Annotated in this window: 22 protein-coding genes and 1 pseudogene; 8 read left to right on the top strand and 15 right to left on the bottom strand. The window is 50.2% G+C overall.

What is annotated here, in order from left to right:
- Positions 1-37 precede the first annotated feature (37 nt).
- From hydE to ASL14_RS24205, 9 genes are all read right to left on the bottom strand, one after another.
- A complete protein-coding gene (gene hydE, locus ASL14_RS24245; RefSeq protein ID WP_223264385.1) occupies positions 38-1,081 on the bottom strand; it encodes a [FeFe] hydrogenase H-cluster radical SAM maturase HydE in 1,044 nt (347 codons plus the stop codon).
- Between the two features lie 244 nt (positions 1,082-1,325).
- On the bottom strand, positions 1,326-2,945 hold the full coding sequence (locus ASL14_RS24240) for an alkaline phosphatase (RefSeq protein ID WP_134913975.1): 1,620 nt from the start codon (positions 2,943-2,945) through the stop codon (positions 1,326-1,328).
- Positions 2,946-3,066: 121 nt separating this feature from the next.
- Complete coding sequence (locus ASL14_RS24235; RefSeq protein WP_134913973.1) at positions 3,067-4,203, bottom strand: amidohydrolase family protein; 1,137 nt, start codon at positions 4,201-4,203, stop codon at positions 3,067-3,069.
- Positions 4,193-5,263 carry a pyridoxal-phosphate-dependent aminotransferase family protein gene (locus tag ASL14_RS24230; RefSeq protein WP_134913971.1) on the bottom strand — a complete coding sequence of 357 codons (1,071 nt, stop codon included), beginning with the start codon at positions 5,261-5,263 and terminating at the stop codon, positions 4,193-4,195. The genes ASL14_RS24235 and ASL14_RS24230 overlap by 11 nt, the downstream gene beginning before the upstream one ends.
- On the bottom strand, positions 5,250-6,032 hold the full coding sequence (locus ASL14_RS24225) for an ABC transporter ATP-binding protein (protein WP_134913969.1): 783 nt from the start codon (positions 6,030-6,032) through the stop codon (positions 5,250-5,252). Before ASL14_RS24225 ends, ASL14_RS24230 begins: the two co-directional genes overlap by 14 nt.
- Positions 6,029-6,802: an ABC transporter ATP-binding protein gene (locus tag ASL14_RS24220; RefSeq protein ID WP_223264106.1), complete on the bottom strand. Its 774-nt coding sequence runs from the start codon at positions 6,800-6,802 to the stop codon at positions 6,029-6,031. The genes ASL14_RS24225 and ASL14_RS24220 overlap by 4 nt, the downstream gene beginning before the upstream one ends.
- Positions 6,787-7,653, bottom strand: coding sequence for an ABC transporter permease (locus tag ASL14_RS24215; RefSeq protein WP_134913967.1), 867 nt, complete (start codon positions 7,651-7,653; stop codon positions 6,787-6,789). The genes ASL14_RS24220 and ASL14_RS24215 overlap by 16 nt, the downstream gene beginning before the upstream one ends.
- Positions 7,650-8,612: an ABC transporter permease gene (locus ASL14_RS24210; RefSeq protein WP_257721134.1), complete on the bottom strand. Its 963-nt coding sequence runs from the start codon at positions 8,610-8,612 to the stop codon at positions 7,650-7,652. The genes ASL14_RS24215 and ASL14_RS24210 overlap by 4 nt, the downstream gene beginning before the upstream one ends.
- A 40-nt stretch (positions 8,613-8,652) precedes the next feature.
- Positions 8,653-10,254: an ABC transporter substrate-binding protein gene (locus ASL14_RS24205; protein WP_134913965.1), complete on the bottom strand. Its 1,602-nt coding sequence runs from the start codon at positions 10,252-10,254 to the stop codon at positions 8,653-8,655.
- A 257-nt stretch (positions 10,255-10,511) separates the two neighbouring features.
- On the opposite strand from ASL14_RS24205, the pseudogene ASL14_RS24200 reads away from it, so the two are divergent.
- A pseudogene (locus ASL14_RS24200) lies at positions 10,512-11,425 on the top strand (LysR family transcriptional regulator).
- Positions 11,426-11,766: 341 nt separating this feature from the next.
- Here the strand turns inward: ASL14_RS24200 and ASL14_RS27535 are convergent.
- The gene (locus tag ASL14_RS27535; RefSeq protein ID WP_162833909.1) at positions 11,767-11,907 is read right to left on the bottom strand and encodes a hypothetical protein; all 141 of its coding nucleotides are present in this window, start codon (positions 11,905-11,907) and stop codon (positions 11,767-11,769) included.
- 79 nt (positions 11,908-11,986) lie between these two features.
- On the bottom strand, positions 11,987-12,805 hold the full coding sequence (locus ASL14_RS24195) for a carbon-nitrogen family hydrolase (protein ID WP_134913963.1): 819 nt from the start codon (positions 12,803-12,805) through the stop codon (positions 11,987-11,989).
- 176 nt (positions 12,806-12,981) lie between these two features.
- On the opposite strand from ASL14_RS24195, the gene ASL14_RS24190 reads away from it, so the two are divergent.
- From ASL14_RS24190 to ASL14_RS24160, 7 genes are all read left to right on the top strand, one after another.
- On the top strand, positions 12,982-14,163 hold the full coding sequence (locus tag ASL14_RS24190; protein ID WP_134914623.1) for a pyridoxal phosphate-dependent aminotransferase: 1,182 nt from the start codon (positions 12,982-12,984) through the stop codon (positions 14,161-14,163).
- Positions 14,164-14,505: 342 nt separating this feature from the next.
- Positions 14,506-15,606: a glutamate 5-kinase gene (proB, locus tag ASL14_RS24185; protein ID WP_134913961.1), complete on the top strand. Its 1,101-nt coding sequence runs from the start codon at positions 14,506-14,508 to the stop codon at positions 15,604-15,606.
- A gap of 18 nt (positions 15,607-15,624) precedes the next feature.
- A complete protein-coding gene (locus tag ASL14_RS24180; RefSeq protein WP_134913959.1) occupies positions 15,625-16,917 on the top strand; it encodes a glutamate-5-semialdehyde dehydrogenase in 1,293 nt (430 codons plus the stop codon).
- A gap of 39 nt (positions 16,918-16,956) precedes the next feature.
- Positions 16,957-17,823 carry a pyrroline-5-carboxylate reductase gene (gene proC, locus ASL14_RS24175; protein ID WP_134913958.1) on the top strand — a complete coding sequence of 289 codons (867 nt, stop codon included), beginning with the start codon at positions 16,957-16,959 and terminating at the stop codon, positions 17,821-17,823.
- Complete coding sequence (locus tag ASL14_RS24170; protein ID WP_134913956.1) at positions 17,820-19,031, top strand: 2,3-diketo-5-methylthiopentyl-1-phosphate enolase; 1,212 nt, start codon at positions 17,820-17,822, stop codon at positions 19,029-19,031. Before proC ends, ASL14_RS24170 begins: the two co-directional genes overlap by 4 nt.
- Complete coding sequence (locus ASL14_RS24165; protein WP_134913954.1) at positions 19,028-19,705, top strand: 2-hydroxy-3-keto-5-methylthiopentenyl-1-phosphate phosphatase; 678 nt, start codon at positions 19,028-19,030, stop codon at positions 19,703-19,705. Before ASL14_RS24170 ends, ASL14_RS24165 begins: the two co-directional genes overlap by 4 nt.
- Positions 19,706-20,356, top strand: a complete 651-nt coding sequence (locus ASL14_RS24160; protein WP_134913952.1) for a methylthioribulose 1-phosphate dehydratase — start codon at positions 19,706-19,708, stop codon at positions 20,354-20,356.
- 360 nt (positions 20,357-20,716) lie between these two features.
- Here ASL14_RS24160 and thiE read toward each other — a convergent pair whose 3' ends face one another.
- The 4 genes from thiE to ASL14_RS24135 form a co-directional block, all read right to left on the bottom strand.
- A complete protein-coding gene (gene thiE, locus ASL14_RS24150; RefSeq protein WP_134913950.1) occupies positions 20,717-21,379 on the bottom strand; it encodes a thiamine phosphate synthase in 663 nt (220 codons plus the stop codon).
- On the bottom strand, positions 21,366-22,235 hold the full coding sequence (gene thiD / locus ASL14_RS24145) for a bifunctional hydroxymethylpyrimidine kinase/phosphomethylpyrimidine kinase (RefSeq protein ID WP_134913948.1): 870 nt from the start codon (positions 22,233-22,235) through the stop codon (positions 21,366-21,368). The genes thiE and thiD overlap by 14 nt, the downstream gene beginning before the upstream one ends.
- A 363-nt stretch (positions 22,236-22,598) precedes the next feature.
- On the bottom strand, positions 22,599-23,210 hold the full coding sequence (locus ASL14_RS24140) for a flavin reductase family protein (RefSeq protein ID WP_134914622.1): 612 nt from the start codon (positions 23,208-23,210) through the stop codon (positions 22,599-22,601).
- Positions 23,211-23,391: 181 nt separating this feature from the next.
- Positions 23,392-24,030 (bottom strand): hypothetical protein, encoded by a 639-nt coding sequence (locus ASL14_RS24135; protein WP_223264104.1) that lies wholly within the window; start codon positions 24,028-24,030, stop codon positions 23,392-23,394.
- Positions 24,031-24,085 lie beyond the last annotated feature (55 nt).

Raw genomic sequence — 24,085 nt, 5'->3', positions numbered from 1 at the left:
GGATTTCGCAAAATCCTTATGGTTAACTATGTTTCTTTTATTGACTCATGAGCTGTCGTTGTACCCTCAGACTATCGCCACGCCCCATATCGACTTCAAACCCCGCTCCACGGATACGCAGCTCCAGACAATGTCTGCATTGGGCAGATTCATCGCCCAAACATATTTTATTTTCATAAATGGCATACTTCGGCCTCACCGCGAGTGGTGACAAATTGGGCATAACTACATTCGCCCCTGCCTGAAGCGCCTTCTCCCGGCCTTGGGGATGAATCGTTCCCATCGCCGTGGATGCTGGAATTAGCGCGTCTGGGACGACCAACCGGGACAACGAAACGATATCCAGTGCCTTTTCCATGCTTCCCTGACCGGCATCCCGGAGCGGCGTGTTGCTATGCGGTAAAAACGGACCAATCCCGATCATATCCGGCGATAGACTGTGCAAATAGACCAAGTCGTCTGCCAAATCACTGTTCGTTTGTCCGGGCAACCCCACCATACATCCAGCCCCGATCTGAAATCCGATTCGCTGCAACGCGAGGAGTCGACTGCGCCTGCTTTCTATCGTCATCGTCGGATGCAGCTTGGCGTACAAATGCGGTGAAGCTGTCTCATGCCGTAGCAAAAAGCGGTCCGCCCCCGCCTCGTATAGTAGCTCATAGGTTTCATCATCCCGTTCACCAATAGACAATGTAACCGCCACATCGGTAAAACGGCTTTTGATCTCCCGAATCAGCTTCGCCAGCCGTGCTGCCGTGAACCAGTAATCTTCGCCGCTTTGCAGTACAAAGGTCCGATATCCCAGCTCATACCCCTCCGCGCAACAGGCCAAAATTTCTTCCGGTCGCAAACGATAGCGATCCGCCTGTTTATTCGAGGCACGCAGCCCGCAATACATGCAGTCCTGACGACATATGCTGGAGAATTCAATTAATCCACGTAAAAAAACACCTTTGCCGTAACGCTCCATTTTGATGCGAGCTGCCAATTTTCGTAACTGTGCCCGCACCGTCGGTTCTTCCTCCAGACGTGCCAGCAGCTCCGTCATTTCCGTATGCGTCCATTCCTTGCCTTCAGCCAGACGCAGTAATAATTCGTCCGTGACTCATCCCTTCTTCCCTTGTCCCTCTGGACTCCACGTCGTCAGCAGCTTGTACCGTACATGTATTATTCTAGCAACATCGGTGGGAATAGAACGTGACTTGCTTCACAAAAAATCCCATTTTCTGAATGTAAACTCCAGCATCTGCCGCAAAAAATACATATTTACCGCAACAAAAAAGCTGTCTCCTCCTCTATGGAAGAAACAGCTCTAATCATGTTTATTATTGAATCAAATCAACCGCCTGCTGTGGTACAAAGTAATCAACGCCGTTATATACGACAACACCGTTCAGTGCTGTATTTTTACCATTCAACATGGCGATATTTTTGTATACCGGAAGCTCCAGCTTGTTGCTGCCCTTCGTCACTGTAATCACCTTCGTGTCCGCAGTGAACTTGGCATCTTTTGCTTCAAAAGCAGTTTTTGCAGGAACAAACAATTGCTTGCTCACGGTATCCAAATCCAGTCCGAGCACACGTGTCATGTATTTATTGACATCCGTGTTGTCGATCACGCCTGATGGACGATCTCCGTTCGGCGCATACGTGTACAGTACAACATCACCACCCGTATGACCTCCTGTAGTCCAGCCAATATTTGCGCGTTTGCTAATGATCGGTCCGACCGCATAGTTCATGCTGCCTTCTTTGGCATCTTTGATCGTTTTTACTTCTTCATCTGTCAGATCCGTAATGCCAAAATACGTGGACAGCACTTCTTTTATGTTGCTGCGATCTGCATTCAGCTTGGCTTCCAAGCCTTCACCTGTCAGCTTCGCTTTTTTCAGCGGATCAATAAAAGAAGCTAATGGCGTTTTGTCATAATTGCCTGTTGTATTGCTGCTGCCAATCGTCAATCCACCGTTTCCGTGATCTGTTACTGCTACAACAACGGTATTTTGGTTTTGCTTGGCGTAGTCCAAAGCGACCTTCACAGCATCGTCAAACGAAAGCACGTCACTGATAATCCCCGTCGGATCATTTGCATGTGCCGCCCAGTCCACTTTACTGCCTTCTACCATCAGGAAGAAGCCTTTGTCGTTTTTGGACAACACATCAATCGCTTTGGTTGTCATTTCGGCCAAACTAGGTTCCTTGGATGCATCACGATCCAGGTTATACGCGAGGGCTTCTGGAGAGAAGCTACCCCACAACTTGCTGGAAGTGGAGTTTTTCAATCCTTCAGGTGTCGTGACATAATCATAGCCCTGGTCTTTTATCTGAGCGACCAAATCTTGGCCGTCCTTACGTTCGGCTGCCTCCAAAAACTTGCCGCCTCCACCTAACACCACGTCAACCCCGTTATAGACTTGCTGCATGCTGAGTGCATCATAATTTTTACGATCAGGGTAGTGGGCGGTAAAATCGGCCGGAGTGGCATGCATAATCTCCGAGGTAGCAATAATCCCGGTCGATTTCCCTGCCAGCTTGGAAGCCTCTAGAATGGAAGCTACGGGCTTTTTGGCGTCACCCGCTGCAATCGCTTGTTGTCCAGGCATGGTCGCTTCGTCCGGAAGGACGCCTACATAGCCCGTGTGCGATTTGTGTCCTGTGGCAAAAGCAGTACCCGCCGGAGCGGAATCCGCAATCGGAGCATCCGCAGAATGCGTGCGCACCATGCCACTTGCCATGCTGTCTAACGTTAAGGAAGAACCTTTATACCATCTAGCCAGTGCAGTGGCATCATTAGCCATACCGTCCGGAATGAGAATAATTACATTTTTAATCGACGTGTCCTTTTCGACTGCCATCGCCGTTCCGCTGCATACTGCTAACATCATAGTCGCCGCTACAAGTGCAGCCACCGATTTTTTCGTATGTATCCCCCAACATTTTAACATTCAATTTCCTCCCAGAAACTTTATTGTGCAACCAGAACTAAGATTAACCATATTTTGTCAGGAGGATGTTAAGGGGATTGTCTAACTATATTAAAGATGCTCTCTGGAGTATTGGTCTCACTCAAATTGCCCCTGTAATTACCGATACGATACTTTCACGCAGTGCTTTGGCGTTTTGTGACTTGTATGGATCAGCATTAAAAAGGATTGCATCTGCTGTGTAGTTTTCTTTTATACGTCCCAATCTGTCCCCATATCCCAAAATTTCAGCGGCGAACTCCGTGGCAGCCTGCCAGGCCTCTTTTCGAGTTAATCCATAGTCTATGAGTGTGTCTAATTCCTCGAGGTTGCGTCCATGTAACGAAGGTGTGGCAAAATCTGTACCGAACGCAATTCGTATGCCTGCTCTTTTGGCATAGCTAACGGCTTTAGGATGGGCTTCGGCGGCGCGGGCGGCGCGATCACAAATTTCCCTGTCGAGTGAAAGAACTCCAGACGGGTCCGCAGCAATACGATAAATGGAAGCAGTAGGCACAAAGGCTGTCCTTGATTGCGCAAGTCGGTTGGCTTGTTCCTCGGTCAAATACATTCCATGCTCTATAGATTCCACACCAGCGGCAATAGACCAGTCTACAGTAGGTCCGCCCCAGGTATGAACCATGACTTTCAGGTTGCGTGCATGGGCGCTGCGCACAATAAAAGCGAATTCTTCCTCAGAAAAAATCGGGTTCAGCACTGTATCTGGCGACGCCCCTAGCCCCCCCGTTGCAAGAATCTTAATCCAGCTTGCCCCGGAATTCTTAATTTCTGTTACCCGCCGTTCCAAATGCTTAAGACCTCGTGCATCTCCGACTCCAAGCATATCACCACAGGTGTAAACTCTTAAAGGCTGGCTGTAATGCTGACTGATATGCTGAACAGTGCTTGGCAAAAGCCCGCCTGCATCACGCACCGAAGTCACACCAGCCCGGAGAGTGGCCTCAAAGGCTTGCGCCTGCAACACTTCGATCTCCAGTTCATCGCGCTTCTCCTGGTCAGAATGATCAAAATCCGTCCATGCCAAATGGGTATGAAGGTCAATTACGCCGGGGCTGATCCATAAATCGCCATCTGGACTATTTTGTTGCGCGTACGGAGATACGGACTCTGTTATGGACGAAAAACGACCATTGCTGATCGTAATATCGAATCGTTTCCCATCAATCCCGGCCACAAATATATTATGATATGTTAGCTCTTTTTGAATGTTATTTCCCATCTTTATTCCCCCAGAATGACCTTTGGGCCGCCAGCGCATGATCAGGATCTTGATGCATAAGCTCTGCAAGCGTCAGGATGGCTTCTTCAACGCTTTGCTGATTTGCCTTCGCTCCAAAATGGTTAATGCGTAAGAGTTTATTATGCAATTCTCCGTCTCCGGGAGCGACAATACCTATGGGCTGTTCGATATTGAAATGGCCGCCTTGAGGAATCCGAACCGTTGTAGTCAACGTTGAGTAGCTGTCTTTGTTCCGCTGCCACGGTTCAAGGCCCAAGGCTGTAATGCCAGCAATTGCAGCGGACGTAGTTAAACGATGACGGCGGTTGACCGCTTCCAGACCTTCTTCTTCAATAAGCTTTAAGGCCTCTATAAGCGCCCGGGCTTCCAAAACAGGGATGTTGGGAGGAACCCGTAAGGGAGTCGCACTATCATGAGGACGCTTTTGGTCAAGCAAAGACAGAATGGAATTGCGCGGCGCATTTTCGTTGGAGGCCAGAAACTCCCAGCCACGGGGAGAAATCCCCACAGCGCTGATCCCGTTAGGCCCGGATAGTGCTTTTTGCGCGCCCACAGCTACAAAATCAATTCCCCACTCGTCCATAAGCACCGGTTCGCCCCCGATTGCCGACACTGAATCTATCACGGTTATGAGGTTTGACCGGCGCGCAAGCTCCAATATTTCCCTTGTTGGATTGGAGCCTCCTGTGACTACTTCTGCCTGCACGAAAGAAAGCGCGCATGGGTTATATCGTTCAATCGCTTCGGCGACTTCATCTACGGTTACCACTTCATCAAAAGATGTTTTGAGTTCGATGACTTCTGCTCCGCCACGCGCAAGCCAGTTACCAAAAATCGTTCCATAGGGACCTGTCACAATGTTTAGAATTGTACGGTTGGGCGCAGCTATGCCTGCTGCTATGGCTTCAATTCCCAGGATCGCCTCGCCCGGTATGATTACCGGGGATTCTTGGGTGGACAGGAGTTTGGAGAGCAAGTTAGTTAGCGTATCAAACTCCGATATTGTAAGAGGCACAAATCCTTTATTATTTTGACTCATAAATACCTCCTGCAGAATTGGATATTGGCATCTTGGGTACAGCGGACAAAAGCTCACGGCTATAGGGCGTTTCAGGATGAGAAAAGAATTTCTCCTTAGGGCTGATCTCAACCAGCTTTCCCTGCCGCATTACAGCAACAATATCGCTTATCGCATTGATAACACCCAGGTCATGAGAGATAAAAAGCATCGTAAGATTAAGCTCCGATTTGAGCGTGTTCAAGAGTTCCAGCATACTCCGTTGTACCGAAACATCCAGTGCGCTCGTTGGTTCATCTGCGATAAGTATGCTTGGCTCAACGCTTAATGCGCGGGCAATCGCTATCCGCTGACGTTGACCACCGGAAAATTCGTGAGGGAATCTGCCAAGGGCTCTTTCATCGATGTGAACACGTGTAAGAAGTTCCCTACATCTCTTGTCCACTTGAGCGCGGTCAACAATCTTGTGAAAAAGCAAGGCTTCGGCAAGGATTTGCCTGATCGTATGCTTTGGATTAAGCGAGGAATCCGGGTTTTGAAAAACCATTTGTATTCTTTTATGCTGCTCCCGGCTTCGTCGCTTGCCCAGCACCTGAGAACCCAGCATGATCCGGCCCTCATCCGGGGCGATCAGCCCGGCTATTACCCGCGCGAGGGTAGACTTTCCTGAACCCGATTCTCCCACAAGACCAAGCGTGCTACGCTCCTGCAACTCCAGGCTTACTTGATCAAGCGCGGTAAACTTACCATAAGCAACCGTTATATTTTCTATCCGCATGGCTGTTTTCATAAATCAACGCTCCTTTCAAGATCCGGGAGAGGAAGCACTGAGTTTATCAGCATCTGCGTATACGGATTTTGCGGGTTTTGTAAAAGGGGCAAAGTGTCTCCCTGCTCTACGATTCTTCCCTCTTTCATAACGCAAAGCTTTGAGCACATCGAGGAAGCTACGGCAAGATTGTGCGTAACAAATACCATGGCAAAACCCAGCTCCTTTTGAAGACTTGAAATAACGTCAAGTATTTGCCGTTGAACCGTTACGTCAAGCGCTGTTGTTGGCTCATCACAAAGAAGGATGCCCGGCTTGCACGCCAAAGCCATCGCAATAACAATACGTTGACACTGACCGCCTGAAAGCTGGCGGGGGTAACGGTCAGTATGCTTTAAGGAATCGGGAAGACCAAGCATTTCAAGCAATTCCAAAGCTATTGTACGCGCGACCTTCCGGCTCACCTTCTGCCTGTAGTACACAACCTCGGCAAGCTGCCGGGCAACCGGGCAAAGAGGGTCAAGCGCCCCTATCGGGTCTTGAAAAATCATTGCACATCTGCCATTGCTCCTGATATTCCCGCCAACTTGTTCAATACCGGAGGGAAGCAACCCTATGATGGAGCGCAGGGTGAGTGATTTTCCCGATCCGGATTCCCCCACAAGGCCTATGCTTTCGCCCGCTTCAACTGTAATACTCACATCGGTGACCAATTGATGATTCGACCGCGTCCTGAGCGACAAATTTTCCACTTCTAAAATTGGATTCATAGCATTCATTTTCTTCTCCATATATCTGCCAGCCCATCGCCCACAAGGGATAAGGCTATCCCCGTATATACCACCGCAAAGCCCGGGATGGCTGAAAGCCACCACTTTGTAGAGATAAAGGGCTGCCCATCAGAAATCATGGTTCCCCAATCCGGAGTTGGCGGTGCAATGCCGATACCGAGATAACCTAGCGTAACAATAGCTACAAGCAGAACAGCCATATCCGTCATAAGTACTACCACGGCTTGTGGCAACACGTTCGGCAGAAGATGCCGCAGTATGATTTTAATATTCGGGATTCCCAGTGTCTTGGCAGCGGCTATCCATTCCTGCTTGCGAAAGGATGCGCTAAGACCCTTGACCACACGAGCGTATACGATCCAGCCAACGAGAGCAAACGTAATATATATCCCCTGTTCACCCGTACCGCTTGCAAACGCCACGATAATGACAATCAAATAAAAAGGGAACGCAATAAACGTATCGGTCAAAAGCGTGATAACCGTGTCTACCCATTTACCATAATACCCGGCAAGCATTCCCAGAAACACCCCCATACAAAAAGGGATGATCTCCGCCAGCACCATGATCTTCAAATCAGTCCGTGCGGCATAGATCAGTCGTGTAAACAAATCACGCCCCAGTTGATCGGTTCCCAGCCAGTGTTCGAAGGACGGGGGTTGTAAAGTTGCCGAAATATTTTGATCAGAAGGCTGGTAGGGGCTAATAACCGGTGCAAACACTGCAATGCCTATGAGTAACGCAAACATAATACCGCCCCATAGAAGAGATGGAGTATTTAGTATCTTTCCCCATGAGCTGTTGCTCCTGCCGGCCTTCTGAATCTGAAGATCTAATTGCGTGCGTTTCATTGTTCTCCTTTCGTCCTGGGATCAAGATACCCAGAAGCAACCTCAATCACGAAGCCGATGATGACCACAGATATCGCACAATAAAGAGCAATCCCCTGTATCACAGGAAAATCCCGGTTTGAAATGGCTGAGAATAACAGGCTTCCGATACCCTTGAGGCCAAAAACCTGTTCAATTACCAACGTGCCGCCCATCAGGTAGGCAATATTTACGCCAAGAAGCATAAGCGCGGGAAGAGCGGAATTGCGCAGGACATGCTTCACCAGTATGACCCGGGCGGGGATTCCCGCAGCCTTCAAGGTCACAACAAAATCCGATTCCAGCACTTCCAGCATCTGCGCTCTTAAAGAACGAACAAGGGAGGGAATTTGCGACAATCCGACAGTGATCGCAGGTAGCGCGAGACTGTATAAGATTCCAAGCCAACCCTCGCCGACTCCCCCGACGGGAAACCAGCGAAGCCGAACGCTAAATACCAGAATCAGAAGCAGTCCAACCCAAAAAATCGGCATACCAAGCGTTACAGCAGGCAAGATGCGTATCATATGATCAAGCAGTCCGTCTTTATGTGTTGCCGCAAGGGTGGCCAGCACCAGCGAAACAATGATGGCAAAAAGACAGGTCATTGCAATGAGCAGCAGCGTCACGGGGGCCCGCTCTGCAATCAACTCTCTTGAAGAAGTCTCAAAAACAATCGAAACCCCGGTATCACCGTGTGTAAAGAAATTGTGCACAAAGCCTATAAACTGCTCCCAAAGAGAACGATCCAGCCCCAACCTATGACGCATACTCTCAATAGCCTCAGCTGTGGCGTATTCCCCCAGAATCATTTTGGCGGGGTCTCCCGGCACCAGCCTTATGATGAAGAAGACTGCCACCACCACACAGATGACTACTGATGCCGCTCTTATCATAGCGCGCACAAGCCATCTGTGTGGGGAAGTTAGATTTGCAGACAATCCGGCGGACTTTTTAAATATATTGTGGGCCGCCAAGGATCTAATTACCTTTCACACGTACATCTTCAAAACGAACGCTGTTATTGGGAAGCACGACCAGGCCATCAATAGAAGAACGAACACCTTTCAGAATATCCGGATAATAAAGTGGGATGTAAGGCACTTCATCTGCAAGGATTTGTTGAAGCTTGGCGTAAATTCCTGCACGTTCTTCCCCATCAGGTGTTTTTTGCCCCTCGTGCAGGAGCTTGGTAACTTCATTGTTCGTGTAATGAGTCCAGTACGACTTGCTAAAGCCTTCCGGGTCTGTCTGGAAAGCGAGGATCGAGTTGGCTTCTGGAGAATCCGCTTGTCCGCTGTTGATCATTGCCGAAAAATCATAGGCAAAGAAACGCTCGCGGAATGAGGCCAACTCAACAGATTCGATCTGGATGTCTATGCCGATCGTTTTGGCGGCCGCCTGAATAATCTGTGCCTCCTGAGTTCTTGAGTTGTTTCCAGAGGCAATGAGCAATTTTGTAGAAAACCCATTAGGGAACTTTGATTTTGCAAGCTCTGCTTTGGCAGCGTTCGTATCAAAGCTGAGCGCTTTAATCGTATCGTTCGTGTTGTATGGAATGGCTGGCGGCAAAAGCGAATTGGCTGGCTTTGCGAAACCAAAGGTAACCGCATTGGTCAATCCATTACGGTCAAGTGCCAACGCCAGCGCACGGCGAACGTGCACATCCGAAAAATGTTTGTCCAGGGTATTGAAGAACAATTGCTCTGTCACCCAGCTTCCATTGGTCGCCACCTTGGTATCCGTACCTTGTTTTAATTCATTTACATTTTCAAGAGCTACAGACTCAATAGCATCAATCGCGCCAGCCTTCAACTGATTAATCGCTTGGCTGTCATCTTCAATGAGCTTGTAGACAAGTTCATTGATATAGGGCTTACCTTTCTGCCAATAGTATTTATTTTTACTGAAAGTAAGATCACCGGCAGAATCCCATTTCTTAACGACGAAGGGACCGGTACCGACCGGATTCTTGAAGAATTCTTTTTCCGAGACACCGCCGAAATCCTTTGGAAGGATACCATTGGAAAAGTTTGAAAGTTCAGAAATAAACGGCGTATACGGCGCTTTAAGCTTAATTACGAGTGTTTTTTCATCTTTAGCCGAAAGCGAAGCCACCTTTGCCGCTATTGCAAGAGGACCTCCTACATTCAAATGGCGCTGAATTGAAAAAACCGCGTCCTTGGCAGTAACTCCGGTTCCGTTTGAAAATTTCAAGCCATCGCGCAAAACAAAAGTATAGGTTAAACCATCTGCGCTTATACTGTGCGACTCTGCAAGCCAATCCACAATCTTTCCATCACTGTTAAAGGCGACCAGCGGCTCAAATACTTTGTCGATAGCAAAAGCATTATTGGATGTAATCTGATTATGCAAATCAAACGAGGTTACGGAAGCCGGGCGGCCATATGTAAAGGTTCCCCCTTCCGCGGGTTGATCAGCGGTTGTGCTTGGGTTAGTTGCGTTTGTATTTTTACCTGCATCATTTTTGGAGCCGGAGCATCCTGCCACGAGAACCAATAAAAGAAATACTAAAGATCCAACCAAAAACGGCTTCCTAAAAGATACAATAAGTTTGGACATCCCATTTTCCCCTTTTCCCCAATAAAACATATTGTTTTAATATGAATAGTATTATGGATGAACCCATTTGCCATGTCAAACAGAATTAAATACCATAATTTAAAAATTCATAGATAAAAGTAAGCATAGGGATTTTCCAGCTTGTGAACACATGGAGTTCATTGGGATTGGGATTTTGATTGAAATATTGTATAATCACTCTATGATGTAATAGGTAAATCTTATAAGATACGATGATAAAAGGAGTCCGAAACTCGATGGAATTCAGACAGCTTCAATACACCCTGCAAATTGCAGCGGAAAAAAACTTCTCACGTGCAGCAGAAAAACTGCACATTGCTCAGCCTTCCCTGAGCCAGCAATTGTCCAAGCTGGAGAAAGAGCTAGGGTCCTGTTATTTCAACGCAATACAAGTGCGGTGGAATTAACGCATGCAGGAGCAAGCTTTGTGGAACAAGCGAAAAAGATCGTCGATGCAGTCGAGCAGCTCCGGCAGGAAATGGACGATATTTCTCAGCTGCGCAAAGGTAAGGTCGTCGTCGGCAGTATGCCTATCACGGGTTCCCATTTGCTGCCACATGTGTTGCCTGTATTTAAAAAAGCTCATCCGGACATTGAAATTGTTTTGGTTGAGGATTCATCCATGAATCTGGAGAAAAAACAGCCAGCGGCGATACTGACCTCAGCCTGCTTTCTCTCCCGTTAGTAGAGCCGACACTTTCCTATGTGCCTATCGGTGAAGAATGGATTGATCTCGCTGTTCCCCCGGGTCACCCGCTGGCTCTGCGCAAAATCGGTGACCAGCCGCAGCCTGTGCATATGGAGGAACTGAAAGACGAGCCATTTGTCGTTCTGAAAAAAGGGCAAGGCTTTCGCAAGCTGACGATGGATTTGTGTCATCAAGCAGGGTTTGAACCCAATGTGGTGTTTGAGAGCACTAATATGGAGACGCTCCAATCGCTCGTAGCGACAGGTATGGGGTGACGCTCGTCCCCGTTTTATCGCCCGGGCCGCCAGCAGCGAGTTTGTTCCGGCTTTACTGCCTCTAGCGGAACCGACGCCAAGCCGTACCCTGGCCATTGCTTACCGAAACGGACGTTATTTGTCTAAAGCTGCCGAAGCTTTTATTGATACCTTCCGAGAAACGGTCAAACAACTTTCTCAAAAGTAGCTTCGAATGTGAAAAGGACCGTCTTCCTCCCAGCCAAAGCCAGAGAAGAAGACGGTCCCGGGGCTACACCCCTATACATTACACATTTAATGTTCAGTTCCATTAGGTTCGATTACAATGTTGCTATGCTGCTCCACCTGGTTTCAACGAACCTTATTTCATGTTCCCTTGAATTCCATGTCAGCCTCGCCTGATTACCTTAACCTTGCTCGGAAACTCCACTTTATCCATCCCGCATCACTTCTTTCCATAAGGTCTCATGCCCTGGTTTCCCAAGAATGCCCTACCTCAGTTCCAATGTGCTGTGTGATCCCAAAGTGCCTGTCCTCGCCTTATCGTGATCAGGGTCGTCCTGAATCTGGTGGACTTTTATCCTGATCATAGCCCATTTCGTGATTATTGCCGACAACCTGTCTATTTAAGCCTCTCGGCCGTGACAGGCCATCCCTATTCGCCAGTTCGGATCTACTTTGGTTATCCATCGTTATCAACCTCCTGGTGTCGGGATACTATTATAATACACCTATGGGCTGTATCTGAAACAGGAACGGTAATATTTTTTTAACGGTCATACAGAGAAGGACGACGGTCCTCGAACACCGGTATACGCCCACGCACGTCCTGCACCAAGGCCGACTCAATTGTTCCTGTGATGATGTCTTCCTGCTCTCCGCCCTCGGCAATGATTTCTCCCCACGGATCAATAATGAAAGAATGCCCGAAGAAATCCGTATCTCCACTGCGTCCTACCCGGTTACAGGCGATGACGTACATTTGATTTTCAATGGCCCGTGCAGTCAGCAACGTGCGCCAGTGATGAAGACGGGGATGTGGCCATTCCGCAGGTACGATAAGCAGATTTGCGCCAGACAGGGCCAGACTGCGGGCTAGTTCGGGAAAACGGATGTCGTAGCAGATTGATGCACCCGCCTGAATCCCTCCATCCAGCGTGAATAAAACCTTTTCCTCGCCAGGCTGCAAATATTTTTCTTCATCCATAAGCCGGAACAAATGAATCTTGGAATACGAAGCAACCTCTGCACCGGATCGGTCAAAAACGAGCATCGTATTGTACACATGACCGTCGCTTTTCTTCTCCGCGATAGATCCGGCTACCACGTTCACCTGATGAGTAGAAGCGAATGCCGATATCCATTCGCGGGTTTCCGCTCCTTCCTGGTCCGCCAGCTCATGAATGCGGTCCAGCGCATACCCCGTGTTCCACATTTCCGGCAGTACAATCAGGTCCGGCTTTAATTCGGCTGTCATCGCTTGTTCCATTAACGTACGAATATGACTGCGGTTCTCCGGGGGATTCCCCAGCTCAATATGAGCTTGTATGAGTGCAACACTGAACGGCTGAGCTTCATGATATGTCAAAATCGTTCATCCTCCCTGTGAACCGGAGCTTCCGGTGATCGCTTGTCCGGCATTTTCTCCCATCATAGCCCGATCAGGCTCGGCCACGCAACCGCATAAGACCAATCCCCTCTATACAACTTGGTTAAATCGTGATAAATTAATCCTCAAACTATTCCAAAAGGTCGTGTGAAATGATGAGTAAGTTTTCCATCCCCTCCGCTGATGTGATGAAACAGTTACCCACTCAATTTTTTGCCACACTCGTACAAAATGTAAACCGTGAAATTGCGGCAGGGCATGATGTCATTAATCTCGGGCAAGGGAACCCGGATACACCTACCCCACCTCATATTGTAAAAGCTTTGCAAGAATCAGCGGATAACCCGCTGTATCATAAATATTCGCCTTTTCGCGGTTACAGCTTTCTCAAGGAAGCCGTGGCCCAGCGCTATCAGGAGGATTACGGTGTGACACTTGACCCGGAAACTGAGGTCGCCATCCTGTTTGGCGGAAAAACAGGCTTGGTGCAGCTACCGCAAATTTTACTCAATCCCGGCGATGTGTGTCTCGTGCCTGATCCTGGCTATCCGGATTACTGGTCTGGCGTAGCCCTGGCTAAAGCGGAAATGTCCTTTCTCCCATTAAAGGAAGAGAACCGTTTTCTGCCCGATTATGAGGCTATTTCCGAGGAAGACCGCCGCCGAGCCAAGCTGATGTTCCTCAATTATCCGAATAATCCGACCTCGGCCACCGCGCCTCTTTCCTTCTATGAGGAAACGGTTGAATTTGCGAAGCGTAATGGCATTGTGGTGGCCAGTGATTTTGCCTATGGCGCTATAGGTTTTGACGGCGAACGTCCGGTAAGCTTCCTTCAGGCCGAGGGTGCCAAGGACGTAGGGATTGAGTTTTATACCCTGTCCAAAACGTACAATATGGCGGGCTGGCGCGTCGGTTTCGCGCTCGGCAATGCCGAAATAATCTCGATGATTAATCTGCTACAGGATCATATTTATGTAAGCCTGTTTGGCGGCATTCAGGCAGCGGCGGCAACCGCTCTGACATCCTCGCAGGACTGCGTGGGCGAGCTGGTTGCACGTTATGAATCGCGCCGCAACGCTTTTTATGATGCACTTGGGCAAATAGGCTGGAAGGCGATGCGTCCGAGCGGTTCCTTTTTTAGCTGGTTGCGCGTGCCGCAGGGTTATACCTCAGCTTCCTTTGCCGATCTGCTGCTGCGGGAAGCCAAGGTGGCTGTTGCTCCAGGGATTGGCTTCGGTAACGGCGGCGAAGGATATGTGCGGGCGGGGTTGCTAAGCTCGGAAGCTCGACTGACCGAGGCGGTTGAACGAATTGGCAAGCTGAGCCTGTTTGGTTAAGCCGTATTTTCCAGCTACAACTTCTTTGCCAAACCTGGCCTTTTCATGGTATTCTGTTACCAATATCATTTAGCGTGTTGAAGGGACTATTAAGAGAGACCCGTCCTGTTCAGAGAGTAAATTCCGATAGGCTGCAAGAATTTACCTGGACCCTCTCCCAACTCCTATCCCCGAGCGCCCTGCGCAGTCAGGCGGTTCCTGCCGTTAACAGGTTTCAAGTGGGATGATCATGAATCATCAATGAAGGTGGTACCGCGGAAGCACAAACTTTCGTCCTTTGCATACAAAGGATGAAAGTTTTTTTGTATATTAAAAAGAGTACAAATTAAGGAAGTGGACGTCTTGTCAACACGAATCGTCATTAAAATCGGAAGCAGCTCCTTAACCGGAGTCGAGGGGGGCTTGAATCGGGAAGCCATTGCTTATTTTGCCCGCGAAATCGCCGGACTTCGTTCAAAGGGCCATGAAGTGCTGCTGGTTACATCAGGGGCAGTCGCCGCCGGGTTTCGGGAGATTGGGTACCCGTTTCGCCCCAAACTGCTGCATGAGAAACAAGCGGCGGCAGCCGTAGGTCAGGCGCTGCTTATGCAAGCCTATGAGCAGGCTTTTAAAGATTTTGACCTAGTGATCGCGCAGGTTCTGCTAACCCGTAGTGACTTTTTGAGCCGCAAACGAATGAACAATGCCGGAATGACCGTAGAAGAATTGTTGCGCCAGCAGGTTATCCCGATCTTTAACGAAAATGACACTGTATCGATTGACGAATTGAAATTCGGCGATAACGATATGCTGTCCGCGCTGGTTGCCAATCTGGTCAAAGCGCAGCATCTGATTATCATTACGGACACCGATGGCGTATATACGGCAGATCCGCGCAAGCATCCGAACGCCGTACGTTTTGAACGCATCGACGAGATTACCGAGGAAATTTATGCATTGGCTGGAGGTTCCGGGTCAGCCGTAGGGACTGGCGGTATGCGATCCAAGATCGAAGCTGCCAAAGTCGCCACACGCGGCGGTGTACCTGTGTTTGTAGGACGCGTTAACGCAGACGGCGATTTAGGTGCAGCCGTGGAGGGACACGGGCCGGGGACTTATTTTGACACCCACCTCTCTTCCCTGCCGATGAAAAAACAATGGCTTGGCTTCATGTCGACGCCGCTCGGTACGGTGCATGTAGACCAGGGAGCTGAGGAAGCCCTGGTGAATGGCGGTCATAGCTTGCTTCCCGTTGGCGTACGGCGCGTGGAAGGCAGCTTTCATGCCGGAGATGTCGTTGAGGTGCTGGGTCCGGAAAATAAGGTATTGGGGCGCGGCATCGTCAATTATGACGATGGGCAGCTTCGAAGCGTACAAGGATTACCAAGCGGCGAGGTTGTGGGCAAGATCGGCCCCATTCACCGGCTTGAGGTGATTCACAGGGATGAATGGATTACATTATAAATGCGGGGAGGCCGTAACATGAGTGAATTAACGACGAACACAGCCACAACAGATGAAAGCCAGTTCAGTGAAGTACGCGCCAAAGCGACTCTGGCCAAAAAAAGCGCCGGGGTCATGAACCGACTGACGACAGCACAAAAAAACGAAGCGCTGCTCGCCATGGCTGAAGCACTGGTACATCATACGGAAGAGCTGATTGCAGCGAACAAAAACGACTTAGAGCGTGGACGGGAACTAGGAACGTCGGAATCGCTGCTCGACCGCCTCAAGCTGACCGAGGACCGAATCGGGTCCATCGCCGAAGGCTTACGCCAAATTGTGGAGCTGCCTGATCCGGTCGGTGACACGCTGGAGCATATCGAACGTCCAAACGGCCTTCGTATTGAAAAAATACGCGTGCCGCTGGGTGTCATCGGCATCATCTATGAAGCGCGTCCGAATGTGACGGTGGATGCTGCAGGCCTATGTCTGAAAACAGGAAATCCGGTTGTGCTGCGCGGTGGCTCGGCTGCTCTATTTTCCAACCGCAAAATCATTGAAGTCCTTCAACAGGCATTGGATACAACTGCTGTACCGCGCGATGCGCTTCAGCTCATTGAAGATTCAGACCGCGCCTCTGTCAATGAAATGCTCACGCTGAACGGCTTGCTGGATGTGATCATTCCACGCGGCGGGCGCTCGCTTATTCAAAATGTTGTTCAGAATTCCACTGTACCTGTCATTGAAACCGGAGCTGGTGTGTGCCACATCTATTTGGACACTACGGCAGATACACAAATGGCTGAGGCGATTACGCTGAACGCCAAGGTGCAAAGACCGTCCGTATGTAACTCCATGGAAACCCTGCTCGTTCACTCGGATTATGCACAGGCACATCTGACGAGTTTGGCAGAACACTTCCGTGAGACCGGGGTCGAGCTGCGCGGCTGCGCACGGACACGGAAACTGGCTCCCTGGGCTGTTCCAGCCACGGAAGAGGATTATGGCACCGAGTATAATGATTACATTATGAACGTCAAGGTAGTAGACCATTTGGACGAAGTGCTGGAGCATATTGCCCGGTACGGTACGATGCACTCGGAGTGTATTGTGACCGCAGATGAAGCCCATGCCGAACGTTTTCTGCAAGAAGTGGACGCGGCAGCCGTGTATCACAATGCCTCCACCCGTTTCACGGATGGCTTTGAGTTTGGATTTGGTGCCGAGATTGGGATCAGTACGCAAAAATTACATGCCCGTGGTCCGATGGGACTGCCTGCGCTAACTTCAACCAAGTATCGCGTGTACGGCACTGGACAAATCAGGGAATAATATCATTTATCAATCCGTATCCTTGGAGGTTATGAAACCATGTGTGAATCACAAACAAAGGCTTTAATTCAAGAGCAAATTACGTTTTTCGGAGCAGGCTCGATGGCAGAGGCTATTATTCGCGGGATGATGGCCCGTTCCGTTGTCAAACGTGGTGGTATTACCGTCATCAACCGTAGCAATCAGGCACGCCTGGAGGAACTTCAACAGCAATATGGGGTGTTGTTCCAAACCGAGGATGCCGCCAAAACCGAGCTGCTGCGCCGTTCTCCGGTGATTGTGCTTGCTATGAAGCCCAAGGATGCTGCACAAGCCCTTGGACAGCTCGGTCCGCTCCTGTCCGATGGACAACTGATCATTTCGGTGATCGCAGGACTATCCATTCGTACGATGCAGACGTTGCTTGGCCGCAAGCAGCCCATCGCCCGGACGATGCCGAACACATCCAGCTCAATTGGATTGGGAGCCACAGGCATCAGCTTTTCCAAGGAGATTAGCGAAGACCAGCGTAAAAACGTGCTTACGATATTCGAATCTGTGGGTACGGTGACGGTTATAGAAGAAGAGAAAATGGATGTTTTGACCGGGATTTCCGGAAGCGGCCCTGCCTATGTCTACTACTTGATGGAAGCCATGATTGCCGGAGGAATCCGTGGCGGCTTGACTCCTGAGCAAGCGCACGAACTGACGGTGCAAACCGCGCTTGGAGCGGCACGCATGGTACAGCAAACCGGGGAGGAGCCTTCTGCCCTGCGCCACAAAATCATGTCACCCAACGGCTCCACGGTAGCTGCGTTGGAAACGCTGGACAAAGGCGATTTCTACGAAACGGTAATTGCAGCGGTACAGCGTTGTGCTGTACGATCCCGTGAGATGGGAGCTGTACTAAAGGAGGGAATTGAATGAGCTATTGCTTGGCGACCTACCGGGTATACGATGACAAAGCCGATTTTAACAAAAAGGCCCAATCCATTGCCATCGGCATGACGGTGGGCAGCTGGACCGAGCTTCCGCAAGCCAAGCGGGACGCAATGCAAAAGCATCTCGGCTCGGTTCAATCCGTGGACATTCACGATGGAGGGCCCGGTGAACGGTATGCCGACCTGACCATCGCTTACCCGGATGTCAATTTCAGCCGGGACATTCCCGCACTGCTGGTGACGGTCTTCGGCAAAATTTCGATGGACGGCCGTATCAAGCTGACGAAGCTGGGCTTCTCGGAAGCATTCCGTTCCGCTTTTCCGGGGCCGAAATTTGGTATCAGCGGCTTGCGTGAGCAGCTCGGCGTAAATGACCGTCCACTGCTAATGAGCATTTTCAAGTCAGTGATTGGTCTTAATCTGGACGAGTTGAGCGAGCAGTTTACCCGACAAGCCCTGGGCGGCGTCGATCTGATCAAGGACGACGAGATTTTATTTGAAAATACGCTGACGCCGATTGAAAAACGCGTCGAAGTCTGCATCAGAGCCGCCGAAGCTGCTGAGCGTGAAACCGGTAAAAAGCTGCTGTACGCCGCTAATTTAACTGGACCAACCTCACAGCTCAAAGCGCAAGCCCTCAAGGCCATCGACGCAGGCGCAAATGCCCTGCTGTTCAACGTGTTGGCCTACGGCTACGATGTGCTGCATGAACTGAGCAGCGATCCTGCTATCTCGGTGCCGATTGCAGCCCACCCTTCGTTGGCGGGTGCTTCTTATCCTTCGCCGCATTATGGTATTTCGGCATCGGTGCTGCTCGGTCAGCTCATGCGACTGGCAGGAGCCGACCTCGTCCTCTTCCCTTCTCCTTACGGCTCGGTTACGATGCCACGGGAGGAAAACATGGCGATCCGCGATGAGCTGATCACCCCTGAGCTGCCGCTGAAGGCCAGCATGCCTGTGCCATCCGCAGGGATTCACCCCGGCCTGGTGCCGTTAATTGTGCGTGATTTCGGCACAGATGTTGTCGTGAACGCCGGGGGCGGCATTCACGGCCATCCGCTCGGCACCGAAGCAGGTGGGCGCGCCTTTGTGCAGGCGATTGAAGCTGTGCGTCAGGCTGTGCCGCTGGCGGAATACGCCCGCACGCACCCCGAGCTGCAATCCGCGCTCGACACGTGGGGAGGCGACCGATGAGTACACCGAAGAAACCTGTCATTTTTTGCGATTTTGACGGGACGATTACGAACAGCGACAATATTGTCGCCATTATGAAGCATTTTCAGCCTGCGGGCTATGAGCCGATTATGCATAATATTGTGAACGGGCAGACGTCCATTCGTGAAGGCGTGGGTGCGATGTTCGCTCTGATGCCCTCGACGCAAAAAGATGAAATCATCTCTTATGTACTTGGACAAGCTGGTATACGCGAGGGCTTTGCCCGTTTTTTGGACTATGTACGTGAACAGGGTATTGAATTTTTTGTCACCAGCGGCGGTATTGATTTCTTTATTGATCCCCTGCTGGAGCCTTTCGACATTCCACAGGATCACGTTTACTGCAATGGAGCCGATTTTTCCGGCGATCATATTGAAATTACGTGGCCTCATCCCTGTCAGGAGCCGTGTACGAACGACTGCGGTATGTGCAAAACAACCGTGATTCGCCAATATCCTGCCGAACAGTACGATCGAATTTTGATCGGGGACAGCCTGACGGATTTTGAAGGAGCCAAAATTGCTGACCTCGTGTACTCCCGTTCGCACCTGACTTTAAAGTGTCAGGAGTTGGGCGTACCCCATGTGCCCTTTGAAACATTTGACGACATTATTAAGGATTTAAAGCAAAAACAGGAGCAAGGGGTGCTGTAAATGAGCTATAGCCTGGCAGACATTACGTTGGAAGAAAAACGCCGCGCACTGGAAGAACTCGCTGATGTCAAGGAGTTATTCGCATCTCGCAACTGGTTCCCCGGCACGAGCGGCAATTTGTCGATACGGATCGGGGATTTTCATCCTGAACAATTTTATTTTGCAGTTACTGCCAGCGGTAAGGATAAAACCAAGCGGACACCGGAAGATTTTCTGTTTGTGGACCAATTCGGAAAAGCGGCAGAAGCCACGAACCTCAAGCCGAGCGCCGAAACGCTGATTCATTGCGAAATTTACCGCCGGACAGGCTGCGGAGCCGTTTTCCATGTGCATACGGTGTTCAACAATCTGATTTCCGAATATTACGGGGAACAAGGCTCTGTACCTGTGCAAGGCATTGAACTCATTAAGGCTTTTAACATTTGGGAGGAAAATGCCGCGATTGACATTCCCGTGCTGCCGAATTACACGGATATTGCTGCGATTGCCAAACTGGTGCCGGGTGTGCTGAATGATCAGGTACCGGGGATCTTGCTGCGCAACCACGGCATTTATGCGTGGGGGCGTGATGTGTTCGAGGCTAAAAAGCATCTGGAGGCGTTTGAATTTTTGTTTGAAGCGACGTACCGCTCCCTCCTGCTGAGACCTTAATAATGAAGAACAACTTGCTACATGCGCGCCTGTTTTAATTAGAAAGTGCAAAGTGAATACAGAGTACGTAGCCCCAGCGAGAGCGGGGGAGCGTGCTCTTTTTTAAATGCAAAGGCAGCCTTGGACGTGTAAATAAAGTCCCGGACTGCCTTTGTATCATTATGGAATCAACCTGATTATACATGCGGGATAGAGTCTCTAGTTATTTATTTAGTAACCATTGCTCACAAGTATCCGCTCGTAGCTGTAACTCATTAAAAAGCACGCCAGCATGGTAGCCGTCGCAGACAACCATATCCTGTCACAATCCCGGCATATTATTTTGCACTGCTATTAATAAACTCTGATCATTTCACGTCATTATAGCACGCTGCGAGAAAGGATGCTCTTCAGGCTTTGTGCAGCCTCACGGGGGGCTTCTGCCCATGAAATGGCTGAAATGACCGCTATGCCGTCCGCGCCAGCCTGTAGGACGCTGGCGGCATTGTCCGCTGTAATGCCGCCAATGCCTACCAGCGGAAGGCTTGCACCACCTGCACGTAGCCTGCGGACCAGCTCCGGTCCCTGCACAGGATGTGCATCCGGCTTGGAACGAGTCGGGAACATTGGCCCTGCGCCCGCATAATCAGCGCCAGCGCGTACCGCCTGCTCCGCTTCTGTTAGACTGTGTACCGATACGCCGATGATTTTATCGCTCATTCGGGAGCGCACGTGGGCTGCAGGCTCGTCATCTTGTCCAAGATGGACGCCGTCTGCATCCACAGCCAAAGCAAGCTCGACATCATCATTGACGAGAAATGGAACGTCATACTGATGACACAGCCTCCGGGCGGCTTGGGCAAATTCGTGCAAGCGACTTCCCGTCAGACAGCCCGCACCCTTTTCACGCAATTGAAAAAGGGTCACACCTCCCTGCAACGCTTTCTCCAAAACCACCAGCGGATCACGGCCGCAATTCGCACTCCCCATGACCAAATAAAGACGCAGATGCTCCCGCATACGCCCTATATCAACTCTCGGCATCGCTTTGTTCCTCCCTCATTGCCCTGCTCCATACAGACGCTCCTTCTCCTGTCCAGCGTGCATTCCATGCCCAATGGTTCGTCGGTCCATGCCCACTGCCGATACCTAAGCCCTGCTCAATCGCCGCCTGTATAAAAGCCTTGGCCGTCTGCGCCGCCACGGGTATACTTCGTCCTGCCGCCAATCCAGCCGCCAGCGCCGCCGAAAAGGTGCAGCCCGTTCCATGGGTATGCGGGGTATGAATTCGGGGGCCGTCCAGTTCGGTAAAATTGCGGCCGTCGAACACCAAATCCACCGACCGATCCGCTTCCGCGCTGTGCCCTCCCTTGATGATCACGTAGCTGGTCCCCAAATCAGCCAGCATTCGAGCGGCTTCCTTCGCATCCTCACGACTGGAGAGGGTTAAGCCTGTCAACGCTTCCGCTTCCGGAAAGTTTGGGGTGACTACCTTCGCCAACGGTAACAAATACGATTTTAGCGTTTCCACTGCCTCGTCATGAAGTAGAGAAGCTCCGCCTTTGGCGATCATTACCGGGTCTACGACAACATTAGGCCACCGAAACTGGCGAATTTGCGCGGCCACCTGACGAATGACCTCAGCCCCCACGAGCATACCCGTTTTAACGGCATCAGGTGGTAAATCCGTACCTATGGACTGTAATTGAGCTTCCACCATGGCAACAGGGACAGGATGAACAGCTTGTACACCGCGTGTATTTTGAGCAGTAACTCCCGTCAGGGCAGACATGCCGTACACGCCCAGCTCCTGAAAGGTTTTTAAATCAGCCTGTATGCCCGCGCCCCCTCCGCTGTCCGAGCCTGCAATGGTCAATGCTTTGTACACCGTATGGGTCATAGTTGTGGCCCCCTGACAACGTCTTGCCGCTTCCAATTCTGCTGCTCATCCTGAATCTGATTTTTGGTATAAAGTAAAATGAATTTCAATATCAAGCGAACCCTGCTCCTTTGATGACAGGAGCCTGCGTTTCTTTCCAGCCAAGAGATATGGTTTTCTGCATGTACATGCTCAAGTGTATGAAATAGCAAAAAAACACTATGCAAAAGCAGAGTGTTCCTACACTAAGGTCCCTGCGCTGGCATTATCCAACAGGTTCATACGGTCTACGACAGAATAGTCGTACTCTCAGCTTGCTTCCGCAGGCTCCCGTGCTATTTTCTTTATAATCGTAACCCTTTATGCTGTAAAAAGCAACGCCCCCTATTGGGGACGCTCCAGCCTGAATTGCTCTCCCAGCTTTGCATAATCATTCCCGGCCAAACGACTCACCGGACGCAGCTCCTTGGCGATTATGTATGTATTTTGATACGCTTCCTCGGACAAATGATACTGCACCACGCGCCCGATCAGCAGATCGCAGGCAGGTGCACCCTCTGTGCCCCCCAGCGGTATCGCCTGCTCCAGGACACATTCCATGCGTATTTTCGCTTCAACCACGCCAGGAACCACAATTTTTGTACTTTTTATCGGCGTAAGTCCGGCTAGTGTGATTTCACTTTCCTCCGGCGACAGACGGGAAGCCGTCACATTCACCGCGCCCACATTGTCCTCATCCGTAATATGAACGACAAAGGCTTTTTGCTCCATCGCATTACGTGCTGTATCCTTGGACACCCCATCGACACGTTGCACGGACACAGACAGAAGCGGCGGCTCGGAAGCTACGATGGAAAAATAACTGAACGGCGCACCATTCAGCACCCCTTCATTGCTCAGTGTCGTCACAAAGGCGACTGGCCTTGGGATAATGCTTCCGCTTAACAGCTTATAATTTTCACGCCCGGTAAGCGTATCAGGATTTAATGCTATCATGGTTTCTCCCTCTTTCCTGGTCACATTCGCATTTACATTCAGATTCAGCATACCCATGTCCACCCGCAGGTTCCCACTCACTAAATGAGCAGCTCACAAGCACTTTGGGTTTCTATTGAAGCTTCTTCTTCTAGTATCGCGTGAATGACGCAGGATGTAAAGCCGGAGCCGAAGAGTCTCTCTATTTTTCAATTATATTTCCCTGATTATCGCGCACGGTAACCGTAATCCCCTCGGGTACAGCAATCGTAACGTCGAGCTGATGCTGGGGTTGCATAAAACGTGTCGGGATTTGGCTCAGTAGCACATATAACGTATCTCCGATATGCTTAGTTTGATACAGCTCCTGTTCTTTTAATTCATCCTCGTTGCCTGTATAGACATAACTTCCGAACACATGCACCTCTGGTGAGGTGGTTGCGTCAATTTTGACCGCATAGGGATTTTCACCCTGCACGATCACCTTGGTCACTCCGACAGGCAGTTTTTCATGCCAATCAGGAAGGACCCTTGTTTCCTGAACCGAGCTCATCATATCCCTGACTTGCGAAGTAAGTCCCAGTGAACTGACCAAAGCAAATCCGATACAACAAAAAACCAGGACTGCTGTAATAAACATGCTGAACAAATCATAACGGATGCGCTCACGTGTCCCTTTCCACGCCGTATACATTAAAATTTCGAGTCCCAGCAAAACAAAAACGACAGGCCACCACGTCAACGCCTGATCCAATATGCTCGCTCCCCAAAACTTGGAGGCAAACGTTACTCCTCCCAACAAGACCAGAAAAGTCCCATCGACAGCCTTCCGACCTTCCAAACCCCTGCCGGGGCGTTTGGTGTTTTGGAGGAGCTGCTTTTGTTGGTTGATGTAC

The sequence above is a fragment of the Paenibacillus sp. IHB B 3084 genome (genome assembly GCF_001447315.1).
GTDB lineage: Bacteria > Bacillota > Bacilli > Paenibacillales > Paenibacillaceae > Paenibacillus.
This window is presented reverse-complemented; position numbering and strand designations above follow the sequence as displayed.

Coding starts and splice junctions, on each gene's coding strand:
- ASL14_RS24240 (WP_134913975.1), bottom strand. CDS start 2,945: ATGTTAAAATGTTGGGGGATACATACGAAAAAATCGGTGGCTGCACTT.
- ASL14_RS24235 (WP_134913973.1), bottom strand. CDS start 4,203: ATGGGAAATAACATTCAAAAAGAGCTAACATATCATAATATATTTGTG.
- ASL14_RS24230 (WP_134913971.1), bottom strand. CDS start 5,263: ATGAGTCAAAATAATAAAGGATTTGTGCCTCTTACAATATCGGAGTTT.
- ASL14_RS24225 (WP_134913969.1), bottom strand. CDS start 6,032: ATGAAAACAGCCATGCGGATAGAAAATATAACGGTTGCTTATGGTAAG.
- ASL14_RS24220 (WP_223264106.1), bottom strand. CDS start 6,802: ATGGAGAAGAAAATGAATGCTATGAATCCAATTTTAGAAGTGGAAAAT.
- ASL14_RS24215 (WP_134913967.1), bottom strand. CDS start 7,653: ATGAAACGCACGCAATTAGATCTTCAGATTCAGAAGGCCGGCAGGAGC.
- ASL14_RS24205 (WP_134913965.1), bottom strand. CDS start 10,254: ATGTCCAAACTTATTGTATCTTTTAGGAAGCCGTTTTTGGTTGGATCT.
- ASL14_RS27535 (WP_162833909.1), bottom strand. CDS start 11,907: ATGGATAACCAAAGTAGATCCGAACTGGCGAATAGGGATGGCCTGTCA.
- ASL14_RS24190 (WP_134914623.1), top strand. CDS start 12,982: ATGAGTAAGTTTTCCATCCCCTCCGCTGATGTGATGAAACAGTTACCC.
- ASL14_RS24180 (WP_134913959.1), top strand. CDS start 15,625: ATGAGTGAATTAACGACGAACACAGCCACAACAGATGAAAGCCAGTTC.
- proC (WP_134913958.1), top strand. CDS start 16,957: ATGTGTGAATCACAAACAAAGGCTTTAATTCAAGAGCAAATTACGTTT.
- ASL14_RS24170 (WP_134913956.1), top strand. CDS start 17,820: ATGAGCTATTGCTTGGCGACCTACCGGGTATACGATGACAAAGCCGAT.
- ASL14_RS24165 (WP_134913954.1), top strand. CDS start 19,028: ATGAGTACACCGAAGAAACCTGTCATTTTTTGCGATTTTGACGGGACG.
- ASL14_RS24160 (WP_134913952.1), top strand. CDS start 19,706: ATGAGCTATAGCCTGGCAGACATTACGTTGGAAGAAAAACGCCGCGCA.
- thiE (WP_134913950.1), bottom strand. CDS start 21,379: ATGCCGAGAGTTGATATAGGGCGTATGCGGGAGCATCTGCGTCTTTAT.
- thiD (WP_134913948.1), bottom strand. CDS start 22,235: ATGACCCATACGGTGTACAAAGCATTGACCATTGCAGGCTCGGACAGC.
- ASL14_RS24140 (WP_134914622.1), bottom strand. CDS start 23,210: ATGATAGCATTAAATCCTGATACGCTTACCGGGCGTGAAAATTATAAG.